Genomic DNA, 13,360 nt, shown 5'->3' on the forward strand with positions numbered 1-13,360 from the left:
ACATTAGCTATTTAGAAGTTTTGTTAAATCCTCAATGGATACGTCCATTTTTGCAGAGACTTCTTCCATAGTCATTCCAGAAGCAAGGAACCGCTTTACTACCATCTGCATATCCTCTCCAACCTCTATGAGATGCTCGTCCAAATCGTAGAACCGGATTACACGTTGTCCCCAGCTATGCTCAATGACTTCTCCCAAATATTCGATGTCCGAGTATGCTTTCAGCTTATTCAGGAAACCATCAAAATCCTGTTCCTCAAAGACGATCTCCGCATTGTTGGATTTCTTCAGTACCTTTTCCTTTGGTATACTTACCAGCCAGTCAAAATCCTGCTGTAATGCCAGACCGCAGGTAAAAGCGATATTCCTTCCGTAATCCTGATAGACTTCTACCCCGAACAGTTCCTCATAAAACTTTCTTGCGGCGCTGATGTCCGCTACCGATATTACTGTACATACATACTTCATATAAACGCTCCTCAATCTATAGCTGTTCTTTATTTCTGATAAAGCCTTTTGTATAGCACGCAACTAAATAAAATTATACTGCTTCCTTCTCTTTATAACCATACTGCCCAATCTCCATAGTCAAATGTACCGCTGCCGTGATGTAATTTACCATCTTCCCGTAACTGCCTGAACGCATTTCTCATTCTAATTAAAATCTCCGGCTGAATATCCAAACTATGATGCGCAGGAAAAACCTTTTTGACCGGAAGCTCCGAAATCTTTTCAAGAGAAGCAAGGTATGCGTCCGGGTCTGTTGACGGATAATAGGCAAATAAAGTGTCCTTGTAAACCAGGTCTCCGGTAAACAGATAACCTCTGTCTGATTCCCAGAAACACATATGCCCCGGAGCATGGCCCGGTGTATGCAATACCTGTATATTCCGTCCACCTAATTCAATGTTCTCTCCATCCTCCAGTACCTTTGTTGGCGTTCCCTGGAAAAACTCATAAGAGCCTGTATCGTAACCGTCTGGTAAATCGCAGCGGTCTGCCACCATCTCTCTGATTGTTTCTATTGTCAGAGGAAACTCACCGTTCAGCCAGCTCAATTCTTCCGCATGGGCATAAAAGTCCGGAAAAAACTTATGACCCCCAATATGATCCCAATGAATATGGGTGGCAACGGCCGTAACAGGCTTATTTGTCAGCTTCATTACTTCATCATAAATATTGCAGATTCCCAGACCCGTATCAATCAATAAGCTGCGGCTGGATCCATTTAACAGATAGCAATGCGTCTCCTCCCAATGCCGGTATTCGCTGATAATATATGTATCTTCATCAATCTGATCAATCGTGAACCATTTATCCATTTGCAAGCATACCTCCATAATTAATATCTGATTCCCTTTGCAGAACATCACTTATTTTTCTGCCAAAGGGCGTTTATTACTTTCACTCATTAATATTATTTACTCTTTTTCCGTCTCTTCCTCTACAGGGCGCCACGCCTCTCCAAATTTTATATCCCTGAATAGCGCGGCAAGACCTGTAATCTGCTTGAGACGCAAAATTTCATCTCTATCCATTCCCAAATGCTTTGAGATCCAGGCGTCTGATCGCCCAAACTCATGAAGTTCCTTTACGATGTTGCTCATCAGATCCACATCGTGAGTGCCTCGTGCCCTGTTATGGCGAACGGTGCTGGCCATACGTTTATCAATCGGTTTCTCAATGACAGAAACCGGCAGCAATCCCTGTTCTCTCTCGTAGATATCCGGATGATCCATCATCACCTGATACCGGTGGAAGCCGTCCACAATCAGATAAATATCCTGCGATTTTACATAATAGCATACGACCGGCATCGTATATCCGTCTTCTTTGATGCTCTCATAAAGCAGCCTCATTTCCGGCGGAGCAACCTTATTTGGATTGTAGTTATTGGGCCGTACCTTCTCTATTGGAACAGCTATCACATTATAAACTGGGCTTTTATACTTCATAATCGAATTCCTCTATACTTTTGTATTTACGGCGTATCATATCCAACCGTTTCTGTTGCTGCCGTGTCATCCCAAATCCCATGAAGCGGCAGATATGGTCATTTTTCAAAATGCAGTAACACATCCGCTTCCAACTGGGGATATCCTTTGTGGATTTGATATCGTCCGTGTGATCCGGTATGGGTCCCACAAATACAATCCGTGATTTTTGGTTCAATGTATAATTGGAAACACCGTTTCGTCTAATTTGATACCCCTTCTCCTGAAGCTCCTGAATTACAGACTCGTCCAACCCACCGCCTGTCCCATGCCAGAACTGGATAGAGGTATTGAATTTCTTAGCGTAGTTATTCCGCAGCCTTTTGGGCAGTGTATCCAATAAAAACTTCGTATAAGATTTCCATGTATGCCCCTCTGGCAAAGTAATATTCCGGTAGCCCATCGCTTTGCTCTTTCCATAAATGGAAGCGAAATTTGCGCCTTGTACACGCCCTACAAGCTTGCACCAAATCTCCGGGTCTATGACGCGGTATAGATTCAGGGCATCCTTCGCATAGTCATTAAACGGGGAGGCCACACGCATCTGCGAGGGCTTCAGTCCAGCCATATAATAGAGATCATACAGGCGGTTATAGTCATAACCAAATAAATAGGTGGCGTGCCATACATCATCCGTAGACCAGTCGTATAAAGGGGAGGCACACCAGACATCTTTAAACTGTTTGCTGATCCAGCAGGTATCCTTATAGCCATATTTTTTATTCAAAAACCCGCTGTACCGCTGTAAAGATTCATCTGCCCGATTTCCAAGCAGGCATACTGTTTTTCCGCCGTCATGGGCGTCCCGGTACCAGCGCCCGAATTGTTTTGCCAAATCTTCCTGGTGCATCCGGTAACGATATGTAGTCATTCTATTATTTTCCAGATTGATGACATATTCTTTTTGTGGCATCTCCCGGACCCAGAGTTCCTTCTTCGTATCATCCCATGGATACCAGTACATCTCATAGCTGCTTAATGCGGTTCTGGTGGCCATGGGCAAGCAGACCCAATAAAGCTCAACCTGATCCTGAATCCGTTCAAAGGTGCGTTCCACATACTCAGTCGTCACCGTATACTGTGCCTCAAAGTCCTGATGAAACACGCCAATGGCCCTTTCCGGATAATGCTGATTCCGATAATCCAGAACCAGATTGAGCAGCAAACCGCTGTCCTTGCCTCCGGAAAAAGAGACATAGATATGATCAAACTCCTCAAAGAGAAAATGCATCCGCGCTAAAAACGCATCATAAACATTCATATGCAGATACTCTCTTACCAAAAATACACCTCTCTTCTTCTGTCCTTTCCAAGAACCGGATACATTTCGATGAACTCACTTCGATTCTCAATTCCTCACTATCCATTAATGAACGATGTCTGTATCCAAATTCTCACTTTTTCTTTCGCAGTTTCAAGTCAATATTATTCTTTTCTGCTTCCGCCTTCAGCAACCAAGCAGTAAAAGCGCTTTTTCTTTGAGCGTCAGGTTTTCCAAATCGGATCTGTTCTCAATTTTTCCAAGTACCGCTCTCAGTTCATGAATCTTCAGAAGGTTTACTGCAACACAAAACAAGGTCTTTTTACGGCCATCATTATATCCTGCAAGAAGAGTGCCCAGTATTTCTACCTTTTCTTCCTGCTCTGCATTGTAAGCTTCAATCCCAATCTGCCGGGCCTTCTCTAAATCGCTCTTCTGGTTTCGATGTGAAATAAAAGAATCAAATTTGTCTATCTTCTCGTATTTTTCGCAGGGGTATTCATTGCATTGAAAGCAATACTCTATCCCATTATGTTCCATACTGCACCTTGCTATTTTACATGAGTGATTTTCCTCACCACAACCGAGACAATTTTTATTCAAATACATAGGGCAAAGCCCACAATTCAATCCACAGAGAGAAAATAATTTATTTTGTCGATGGAATCCTTTCATGCTGCCTCCCTAAACGGTTTACACACCTGTGTTTCCCTCTTTCCTTGTTTTTTATCATTGTAACATCTCCTGTGCTGCCAGGCAATTCCCTATAAAGAGAAATTACCTAATACAGACTGAATAAACGGCTGGGAAAAAAACATTACTACGCCAACCGTTACATATAAAAGATATAACTCACGTTCCTTGCAGCCAAGCCAGTTTAATTGTGGAAACCGATTAATAATCAATTTTCCTATTAAATATCCTATCATTGTACCTGCCACATTCGTTATCACATCATTTATATCGGTTGCGCGAAAGGTAAATATCTGCAGTATTTCAATACCCAGTGATGTCATCAGGCCCAAGCCCACTGTTTTCATCATACTTCTGTATTCGGGCCATAAGCATGGAACAAATATACCTAATGGGATAAAAAGCAAAACATTCAGATAGCTGTTCGTTATATCGGTCAACATCCCACGCAGAGGAATAAAGTTATGAGATAAAACGATTCTCATCCCTGCTATATTGGGAAATCCCACTAAAAAGCATATTGCAGCCAGATATAATGAAAAAAGTATATAGGCTGCCGTCTTTTTTATGTTATGAAATATAAATATATGATATAAAAAAAGAATCGGTATCAGTATCGCTGATGCAGCCGCAGTTTCTATCCCTGTTGAATATATTCTATACATAAACATCTCCATATGCACATCCTGTCTCTGTATTAAATAGAAGTATCTTTTCCGGCTTTAGCCGAATATATACCTCCTGCCCGGCCCGGCCTGAGAAATCCGCGCCTGTTACCATCGTCATATCCGGTATATCAGCCCCGGTGAGGAAAACTGCCGCTTCACGCCCGGTATTTTCTAAAATGCTGATTTTCATCCGCACTGCATGAGGATCGTCCGGTGCCGCCGGCACAATGTGTTCCGGACGGATACCTGCCTTAATGGGCCCCTGCAGTCCTCTTGCGGCCAGACCGCTTTTACCCATCGGAATACGGGCATTTCCCAGGGTCAGATAATGTTGTCCGTTATTTGAAATAAGCTCTGTGTCCCACACATTCATATTGGGTGAGCCTATGAACCCAGCAACAAACAGATTCGCCGGATTTCTATATATTTCCTGCGGTGTTCCAAATTGCTGTAAAACACCGCCGCTTATTACGGCGATGCGCGTCCCCATCGTCATTGCCTCCGTCTGATCATGGGTGACATATATGGTTGTTACCCCCAGCTCCCGTTGGAGCGTTATAATCTCCCGGCGCATTTCTGTGCGGAGCTTCGCATCGAGATTGGCTAACGGCTCATCCATGAGAAACAGTCCGGGTTTTCTTATCATGGCCCGCGCAAGGGCAACACGCTGGCGCTGACCGCCGGACAAGGCCCCCGGTTTCCTTTCAAGCAGAGCATCCAGCTCCAGCTTTTGCGCCACTTCTGCTACCCTTTTCTCCCTTTCCGTTTTGCCGATATGCTGCATTTTAAGGGGAAAAGCAATATTATCTTTTACTTTCATATTGGGATAAAGGGCGTAATTTTGGAATACCATGGCAATATCGCGGTTCTTTGGCGGAACCTTGTTCACAATCCTGCCATCCATAACGACCTCGCCGCTGCTTATACTCTCAAGTCCTGCAATCATGCGCAGCAGCGTTGTCTTTCCGCAGCCGGAAGGGCCTACAAATACAATAAATTCCCCTCTCTTTATTTCCATATCCATATCCTTAACAGCATGAACATCTCCAGGATACCATTTATTCACCTTGCTTATCTGCAGATCGCCTGCAAAATTCCTGTTTTCCATAAATTAATCCCCTGTGTTAATCTTTCATTCCGGAAGATATAATGCCCTGCTCCAGATATTTCTGACCGAACAGGAATATCAAAAGAGGAGGCACCAGTGTAATCAGTGACGCGATTAATGATACCCCGGCATTATCCGCTGTGATGTTTGACATATATAATGACAGCGGCCAGAGCGCCTGGGTTTTTAAAAATGCCTGAGGCGCCTCTATTGCGTTCCAGTATTCCAAAAACCCTAATACCACAGCCGACAGGATTCCCGGCGCGCCAAGCGGAAGCCCAAATCGTAAAAATGTCTGAAATGAGGAAGCCCCATCCACGGCTGCCGCCTCCATGACCGCCTCCGGTATGTCCATAAAAAAACGTGTCATTATGAATACCGGAAGCGTTGATGCCGCACCAGGCAGAATGACCGCCCATACGGTATCAATCAGGCCCAGCTTATTCAGGACAAGATAGCTGGAAACCATGGTCACCTGAAATGGCATCAGCATCAGGACAATATACAAAGTATAGAGTATCTTTTTTCCGCGAAAGTGAAACTTAGCAAATGCCCATGCCGCAGGTGCGCCCAAAAGGACATGACCAAGTATGATTGGAAAAACCTGCATGCAGGAATTCCAGAATACCGTAAAAAACTGGGGCGTATCCAATAATAGTTCCACATATGCCGCCACTGTCGGATAACGCGCAATTACAGGCCATACAGCCGTTCCTCCCCTGCCTTCCAGGACTGGTGCAAGATTTTCAGACAGCTCTGCCCCTCCCATAAAGGTACCGGATATCAGCAGCCAAAGAGGCAGCCATATAAAGACCGCAATCAAAACAAGGGGCACGCCAAGAAGCCATTTTTTCATATCCTATCTCCTCTGTTCATAATTTTTTGCAGCAGTAATATTAAAATAAATACCAGAATTGCCATCATCACAGCTCCGGCACACATCTTATCCACATCCAGATTGCCGTACCAGTTATTGAATAGATGCTGAAGCATGTAAATACTGTCATCCGGATAACCTCCCGCAATCAGATAAGCCTCCCTGAACACCTTAAAGGAATTGAGCAGCGACAGCACGGTAATGGTAAATAATGTGGGCATTAGATTGGGGAGTGTAATCCTTACAAACCGCTGGAGGCTTCCGGCGCCGTCTATCTGCGCCGCCTCATATAATGCCGGATTTATGGCGCTGAGTCCTGACAGCCACAGCACCATATCATATCCGAAATTCTTCCACAGATAAGCAAACACCAACACACCAAAGGCTGCCTTACTTCCAATCCAGTCAACCGGAACCATACCCCAAAGTGCAAGGAATGCATTGAGAAGTCCATTTTTATGAAAAATCACCCGCCACAAAAGAACAATCGAAGCAACGGGAATCGCCATGGGCACAAGAAACGAGGTCTTGAAAATGCTGCGCTTTTCCCTGAAGGAGGTCAGCATCAAAGAAACAGCCAGGGAAAAGAGTAACAGAAGCGGTATGCAGACTAAGATAAATCTTGCTGTATTGGCTGCCGCCAGCTTAAACGCATGGTTTTTCAGTACTGCCAGATAATTTTGAAATCCCACAAACCGGTCACTGGCAGCCAGGAAAAAGGAACGGCGCAGAGCGTCCAGCATAGGAATCAGCACCATAATACTTACGAACAGCAGGCTCGGCAGCAAAAACAGCCATGGTACCATTTGTTCCCGGATCGGAACACTGTATTCACGTTTTTTCCTCATCCAAAATCCTCCCTTCACGAACATCGGCGGCAAGCGTTTCTTTCAGACAGTAAAAGAGAAAATCCACACATATCCAAAGACATGGCAGAAGATACATTGCTTTACAAAAGGTCATATTGTGAGCAGAGGCTATCTTGAATGAAATCAGGCAAAGTGTCAGCGTATATGCCGCACAATAGACAATCATTCTTTTGTAAGAGCGTATGGATACCAGCATTGCTGCGGCGGCCGTAAAGGCAGAGGCACACACAGAAAGCAGCACTGCCATAAATGACGAGATCCAAAGCTCCATATCCCGGAAGGCAGGTCCGGCCGCCATCCAGGAGACCATATTTTTCCCCTGCTCCTTAAACAGATTTCCCCAGAACTCAAAATCAGACCACATTGTGGGGATAAACTCGGAAGGAAACTCAGGCAGGTCTATACAAAACCATAATACGGCGCATATACCGAAAGCAATTAAAAGATAAACAGCCAGCAGAAGGGGATAATGGCATAGCCTTTTTCCATGCCCGATCACGCGTCCAAGGATACCAATTGCCAGAATGACCGCAGGAAGCCGGAATATCATGTCAAGTACCCATGCAAATAATGTCAGGTCAAGAATCCGTCCCTCCGGAAAACCTGCCGATGAGAGATACTGACTGGCCCTCTCCCCTGCTCCCGGACCTGTAAATGTCAGCTGCATATTGGATAAGAGTTTTTCCGATTCCGCCTGTGCCTGTAAGAACAGCCTCGGTTCTTCCTCCTCAAATATGCCGCGGACATAGAACTGCTTTCCTTCCACCTTTACCGGCATCCCAATCACATTGGTACTGCCCCACAGGGAGAATGCCAAACCGGTACTGACGGCACAGCCAGAGGCATCCGTTCTGGCCGGATACGCACCGGCAGTCAGCATGGAGGAGACAATATCCCCGCAGTCTCCAAAGGCGGCAGCTATATCTGCTTTTATTTTCTTTTTATTTGAAGCCATTATCTCCTGTTCCGGGTATGTCTCCCATAAGGTGACCTCCGGCTGGTTTCCTGCTCCATCCTGCCTTGCATACGTCTGCTTCCTGATAAGCTCTGAGGGGCTGACACCGCCCTTTTCCCATTTAATGCTCACACTTGTACAGTGACCGATGGCCGTACTATAGAAAGAACAGGCGAAACACCAAAGAACCGCTGCCAGTAATGCTGATATTGTCAACGCCCGGTAATGGGCAAACCTGTCAATTTTCAATGCGGACTCTGTCTCCTTCCGATATGATCTTATTCGAGCTTATGACTACCTGATCCGAATACGTAAGCGCGCCATCAACATACATCATCTGACTGTCTCTTTCCTTTACTGTTATATCTACCCTTGCAATGACCCATTCTGTTCCCAGTACGGAGCTTTGTCTGCGGAGTACGAAAACGTGATCCCCGCCGGAATCACTTCTGAGTGCGGTAAGAGGCAGACAATTTTGGTACGTCTCGCTCTTTCTGCTCAGAAAAAGCTGTGCCGGCATACCGGAAGAATAACTTCCCTCCGGCAGAACCGCAGTTACTAAAACCTGGTCCGACTCGTCCGGCGTGCTGATAGACTGAATCTCCACATCTGTTTTTTGTGAGCTTCCATCCAATTTGTAATAAAGCTCTCCCTTGTCCCCGGCTGAAAAGCGGCGCGCTGAATCTTTATCCAGTTTTCCTTCAAAAACAAATCCTCTGTCAGCTGAGGAAAGTATGACTGCATCTTCCCCCTCCTTTGTTTGATCCCCACGTTCCAGCGTCCTTACCACGGTTCCAGGGGCCGGAGCCAAAAGGCGTCCCCCATTATCCAGAATTTCCTGTAATGCAGCACGCGATTTCTCTTTATCTGACCGCTCAGATTCACAGGTAATTCTGTCAATCTCACCTTCCTTCTGCAATACCTCAGCCTGTCTCCGGGCATCTTCCAATGCTGCCTGCGCGGTCTCAACTGCCCTTCCCGCAGCATAAAGTTCTTCCTCCTCAGAATATTGGTTATCCTCTGACTCACGCCGGGCACGGTTTAACGCTTCTCTTGCAGTATCAATAGCAGCCTGGGCCTCACTGACTGCAGACTCAGTTGAAAAATCTTTTCCTTCCCTGACTGCTTCCAGCACTGTTTCTGCTTTATAAAGAGCATCTTTGGCTTTATCAATTTTACGTTTCCAGCCTCGCTTGATGGAATCCAGGTTATCGTCTGCCCTGTCATAGGACGATGAGTTATAGTCTGCTTTTGAAAGTTCCTTTTTGGCCTGGTTAAATGCCTTTTGCGCAATGGAAAGTTCCTCCTCCGCCTCCTTCAGCTCCTCCGTATAATCCGTAGCATCATCCGGCTGCTTCCCTGCAATCGCTTCCTTTATTTCGCTGACTCTCTGATTTGCCATATTAAGTTCCTCTTTCGCCTGCTCATACGCTTCTAATGCCTGCTGATAACTATCCTCTGAATCATCAAGATTTTCTGATTCCTCATCCAGCGCCTGTTCTGCGGCACGGATGGCGTCCTCCGCGTCCTCCCTTACATTTTGCAGGTTTTCCCTCGCTTCCTTCACAAGCGCTTCTGCCTTATTAATAAGATTCTTTTCCGCATCCGCCAGTGTTTCTTCAAGCTTTGTATAATCTTCTTTCAGCCGCATCTCTGCCCTGGCATACTTCGCAGCAATCCGCTTATACGCCTTTTTGGCATCCTCCAGCGTACGCTGTGCCTCAATCACATCATTGCCGCCATTGTTTGATGAAATATCCAATTTAAGATTAAGGATACGGATTTCTTCTTCCAGTTTTTTAATCCGTTCTTCTGCGGCAGGGACATCAAATTCTATCAGCGCTTCGCCTTTTTCTACTGATTTGCCCTTCCCTGCATTGACGGAAACGGCCTTAAGGCCATCCGGAAGACTAATCCCTTTCTCCGATGACGCATAGATAATCCCCTCCAATTCAGCCCTGTTCATCAGCGTTTTGCCTGCCATCGAAGCTACCGAAACATGGGCGGTAGTAAAGGAATACGATACACGGGAAATAATTGTGCATACTAACATGAATGTAAAAAATCCAATCATAAGATATACAGCCATGCGCTGCACACGGTCTTCTATGAGGGGCCTGTATTTCTTTCCGGAAATGAGCATGGCCTTTTGTTCTCTTATTTTTTCCCCAATATGTAAACGCATAGCTGTATCATCTCCTATCAGGTTAATTGAACACAATCATAATGATTCTGTCTGCCAGGTAAGAACCGTCCGCCTGCTGTTTCCCAAAACACAGTACAAAATCACTGTCCCCTATCCTGTCTTTTTCACTGTCCTCCAAAGAGTAGCTGCTGCCATCCGATTTCACGGTTCCCTTTTGAAATACTGTGTCTTCTGTATAAGTAACCGTCATGCTGCCCCCATCTCCTGAAGATGAAGTGCCGTCCGCAAAGGGCGATGTATTAATCACGCACCCGGTATCCGAGCATTCGCCGGCTGTACCGCTCAAATCAGCAGACTTCATCATGTCATTCGCATCTGCAAAGGTATCCATCTCCTCCTTACCGGCAGTAATTACAGGGTTACTTTCCTGTCTCTCTGTCGCATCAAATCTTTCTGTTTCCGTTTTTGTATTTGTCTCTGTACCTGCACAGCCGGTAACCAAAAGCATCCCCGCGCAGATAGCTGCATATATCCCCATCATTCCTCTTTTCATAAGCTGTCTTTTCATAGTTTTGGATCCTTTCCTTTGCATATAAAATTTTTACATTTGTTCATTGATATAAAGACTGGCCCGGCTCTGAATTCTTTCAGCCGCTTCCAGGGCGCTCCTGGCCCCTGAAAAATATTCCCGGGCCTCCTCCAATATCAGTGATTCCAGTGTCTGATTGTCATTCTCCACATAGGCTGCGCTGTTTAAAAGCTGCTTTGTCAGCTCCACATCTTCTTTTGTTGCCTTGCCGTCTTCGTAAATCCATGTCCAGACAGATTTTCCCCCCACCGCCGCCTGCGTGACCTTATCAAACGCCCTCTTATGAATCGGAAGCATCATACATGACATCTGATGCTCCTCTGTCAATAGTGTTCTGACAAATTCCCATGCCCCTTCCTTCCGGGAGCCGGACGAGGAGATTCCAACCTTCACTTCCGGTTTGATTACGTGGTACTCACCGCCGCCTCCGGGAAGTCCAAGAAATCTCAGGTTCCCGTTGTAGTAATTTCTGTACCGGGTGATGTGGTAAACGCTCAGCACAGTCTCATAGGCTGCTGCATAGCTTTCGCTCATCTCCGTTCCTCCAAAGCTGTTCTGGCTGCTTTCCTGTATTTTGCCGGCAAATTCCAGCATTTTTACAAATTCAGGTGAATCAAAAGAGCATTTGCCCAAATTCCAGTCAATAAAACTGCCATCTGTCTGAAGCATGATTTTCAGGAAGGAAGCACCAGACAGATTGTTTATGGAATTGGCTCCGTAAGTATCAAGGACCTTTTCCAGCTCCTGAATGGTCCAGCCATCGTTTCCAGCCACAATATCTTCACCGGCCAGCATAGTGGATATGGCTGCTCCGTCCGTAAGATAGGGCAGCTTTCCATCCAGGCTGATAGCTTCAAAGACATTTTCAAAGTAATCCTCTTTCCTGATTTCCGGATCATGTTCCATATATGGATAGAGATCTTCTAAAAGCCCTTTGCTTTGATAAATCTGTACAGACAAATGACTCATATCCAGGATATCCGGCATATCGCCGGAGATGATACGTGTATTAAGATTTATAATGGCATTATCCCATTCCTCGTCAGTCACATTCTGCGCATACGGAAAATACTCTGTCAGCTCAACCTTATACCTGTCGTTTGTTTTGTTAAAATCAGATACGGCCTGGACAAGGCCGGGGGTCGCGCTCAGGCTCACCATACTCAAATTCTCCCTCTCATCCGCCCCCTTGGTCAGAACCGCCATTTCATACGATAATACCTCAGTCTGATTAGATGAGGCTGCCAGGACCACAAAACGCCCGTCCGTGCATTCTCCAAGATGAACCTCTGATGTGCCAAGTCCCATATCCGACCAGTTAAAGACCGGGCTGCCCTCCTGCGCGCCCGCTGCATAACCATATAAAACCGAAGAATCAAACCGATAGAAATCTTTGTTCACACCTCCGTACAGCCCTGCTGTTGCGCCCAGATATATTTTATCTTTACTCCAATCCAGGCTCTTCATGTCCACTGTCAGCAGGTCATAGTTCATACGGTCCGGGGAAGTTGCACAAATACCAATCTGTCCCCCGGCAGTCGTTGTGGTTGTCATAAGATTTCCCTCATAGTCGAGAGAAAATAAGAAACTGCCGTCATTGTCGAACAGATAGACCAGCGTATTTCTGCCTTTAGCAGCCACACAGATATTTCCCTCTCTATCAATGCTGAGGAACAAATCTCTTCCAACTGCCGATATGACTGAGGTGTCCATCACACCTGCCAGGTCAACCGACTGAACCAGTGAACCGCTGTTGTCAAATTTCCTTAAACTATAGACACCGGCCTGTTCCAGGCAAACCGCCCAGATACTGTTGTCCGGGGCAAAGCCAAAATCCAGAAGCGAAACCGAGGCGTCCAGCTCCAGATTCTGTTTCAAAAATTTACCGTCATCAATGTTCATTGCTGCCAGATAGGACGTGCCATCTTCCTCCAGACAGCACATATAGGCCATATCATCTTTGAGCAGAAGTCTTTCGATTCCTGTCACTGAGTCCGGAATATCAAAAAAGTCTGCAACATAGGAAGAATCCGGCTGCATGGCATCCATGCGGTTCCCGCAGGCTGTTATGGTAAAAATCAGTGCTGTTGTTCCCATTATTGTAAAAATCCGTCTTAACTTCTTTCTCACAGCCACCTCCATACTCTAAAATTACCTCCTTTCATATAAAAATTGCCTGCTCTATCAGGCAGTTTAAGCA

12 protein-coding genes and 1 pseudogene are annotated in these 13,360 nt (G+C 45.7%); all 13 read right to left on the bottom strand.

From position 1 onward, the window contains the following. Positions 1–3 precede the first annotated feature (3 nt). Positions 4–468: a VOC family protein gene (locus M1L66_RS25680; protein ID WP_006774514.1), complete on the bottom strand. Its 465-nt coding sequence runs from the start codon at positions 466–468 to the stop codon at positions 4–6. 92 nt (positions 469–560) lie between these two features. Next, on the bottom strand, positions 561–1,322 hold the full coding sequence (locus M1L66_RS25685) for an MBL fold metallo-hydrolase (protein WP_002591379.1): 762 nt from the start codon (positions 1,320–1,322) through the stop codon (positions 561–563). A gap of 99 nt (positions 1,323–1,421) precedes the next feature. Beyond that, positions 1,422–1,955: an IbrB-like domain-containing protein gene (locus M1L66_RS25690; protein WP_002591378.1), complete on the bottom strand. Its 534-nt coding sequence runs from the start codon at positions 1,953–1,955 to the stop codon at positions 1,422–1,424. Then, positions 1,945–3,255, bottom strand: a complete 1,311-nt coding sequence (locus tag M1L66_RS25695; protein ID WP_006774512.1) for a phosphoadenosine phosphosulfate reductase — start codon at positions 3,253–3,255, stop codon at positions 1,945–1,947. Before M1L66_RS25695 ends, M1L66_RS25690 begins: the two co-directional genes overlap by 11 nt. Before the next feature lie 133 nt (positions 3,256–3,388). After that, positions 3,389–3,930 (bottom strand): annotated as a pseudogene (locus M1L66_RS25700) (DUF3795 domain-containing protein). An 89-nt stretch (positions 3,931–4,019) separates the two neighbouring features. Further along, a complete protein-coding gene (locus M1L66_RS25705) occupies positions 4,020–4,613 on the bottom strand; it encodes a VanZ family protein (RefSeq protein WP_002591375.1) in 594 nt (197 codons plus the stop codon). Then, complete coding sequence (locus tag M1L66_RS25710; RefSeq protein ID WP_434688769.1) at positions 4,606–5,724, bottom strand: ABC transporter ATP-binding protein; 1,119 nt, start codon at positions 5,722–5,724, stop codon at positions 4,606–4,608. Before M1L66_RS25710 ends, M1L66_RS25705 begins: the two co-directional genes overlap by 8 nt. Positions 5,725–5,740: 16 nt before the next feature. Further along, entirely contained in the window at positions 5,741–6,580 is an 840-nt protein-coding gene (locus M1L66_RS25715; protein ID WP_434688770.1) for a carbohydrate ABC transporter permease, read from the bottom strand. Beyond that, positions 6,577–7,449, bottom strand: coding sequence for a carbohydrate ABC transporter permease (locus M1L66_RS25720; RefSeq protein WP_117633451.1), 873 nt, complete (start codon positions 7,447–7,449; stop codon positions 6,577–6,579). Before M1L66_RS25720 ends, M1L66_RS25715 begins: the two co-directional genes overlap by 4 nt. Further along, entirely contained in the window at positions 7,433–8,674 is a 1,242-nt protein-coding gene (locus M1L66_RS25725) for a hypothetical protein (RefSeq protein ID WP_434688771.1), read from the bottom strand. Before M1L66_RS25725 ends, M1L66_RS25720 begins: the two co-directional genes overlap by 17 nt. Then, on the bottom strand, positions 8,664–10,610 hold the full coding sequence (locus tag M1L66_RS25730; protein ID WP_434688772.1) for a hypothetical protein: 1,947 nt from the start codon (positions 10,608–10,610) through the stop codon (positions 8,664–8,666). Before M1L66_RS25730 ends, M1L66_RS25725 begins: the two co-directional genes overlap by 11 nt. 22 nt (positions 10,611–10,632) lie before the next feature. Continuing rightward, positions 10,633–11,139, bottom strand: coding sequence for a hypothetical protein (locus tag M1L66_RS25735; RefSeq protein WP_434688773.1), 507 nt, complete (start codon positions 11,137–11,139; stop codon positions 10,633–10,635). A 33-nt stretch (positions 11,140–11,172) separates the two neighbouring features. Next, positions 11,173–13,302: an ABC transporter substrate-binding protein gene (locus tag M1L66_RS25740; protein ID WP_434688774.1), complete on the bottom strand. Its 2,130-nt coding sequence runs from the start codon at positions 13,300–13,302 to the stop codon at positions 11,173–11,175. Positions 13,303–13,360 lie beyond the last annotated feature (58 nt).

Origin of the sequence: Hungatella sp. SB206, assembly GCF_051132295.1 — a bacterium.
GTDB classification, from domain to species: domain Bacteria; phylum Bacillota; class Clostridia; order Lachnospirales; family Lachnospiraceae; genus Hungatella; species Hungatella effluvii.

Coding starts and splice junctions, on each gene's coding strand:
- M1L66_RS25680 (WP_006774514.1), bottom strand. CDS start 468: ATGAAGTATGTATGTACAGTAATATCGGTAGCGGACATCAGCGCCGCA.
- M1L66_RS25715 (WP_434688770.1), bottom strand. CDS start 6,580: ATGAAAAAATGGCTTCTTGGCGTGCCCCTTGTTTTGATTGCGGTCTTT.
- M1L66_RS25690 (WP_002591378.1), bottom strand. CDS start 1,955: ATGAAGTATAAAAGCCCAGTTTATAATGTGATAGCTGTTCCAATAGAG.
- M1L66_RS25740 (WP_434688774.1), bottom strand. CDS start 13,302: ATGGAGGTGGCTGTGAGAAAGAAGTTAAGACGGATTTTTACAATAATG.
- M1L66_RS25695 (WP_006774512.1), bottom strand. CDS start 3,255: ATGAATGTTTATGATGCGTTTTTAGCGCGGATGCATTTTCTCTTTGAG.
- M1L66_RS25705 (WP_002591375.1), bottom strand. CDS start 4,613: ATGTATAGAATATATTCAACAGGGATAGAAACTGCGGCTGCATCAGCG.
- M1L66_RS25730 (WP_434688772.1), bottom strand. CDS start 10,610: ATGCGTTTACATATTGGGGAAAAAATAAGAGAACAAAAGGCCATGCTC.
- M1L66_RS25710 (WP_434688769.1), bottom strand. CDS start 5,724: ATGGAAAACAGGAATTTTGCAGGCGATCTGCAGATAAGCAAGGTGAAT.
- M1L66_RS25735 (WP_434688773.1), bottom strand. CDS start 11,139: ATGAAAAGACAGCTTATGAAAAGAGGAATGATGGGGATATATGCAGCT.
- M1L66_RS25720 (WP_117633451.1), bottom strand. CDS start 7,449: ATGAGGAAAAAACGTGAATACAGTGTTCCGATCCGGGAACAAATGGTA.
- M1L66_RS25685 (WP_002591379.1), bottom strand. CDS start 1,322: ATGGATAAATGGTTCACGATTGATCAGATTGATGAAGATACATATATT.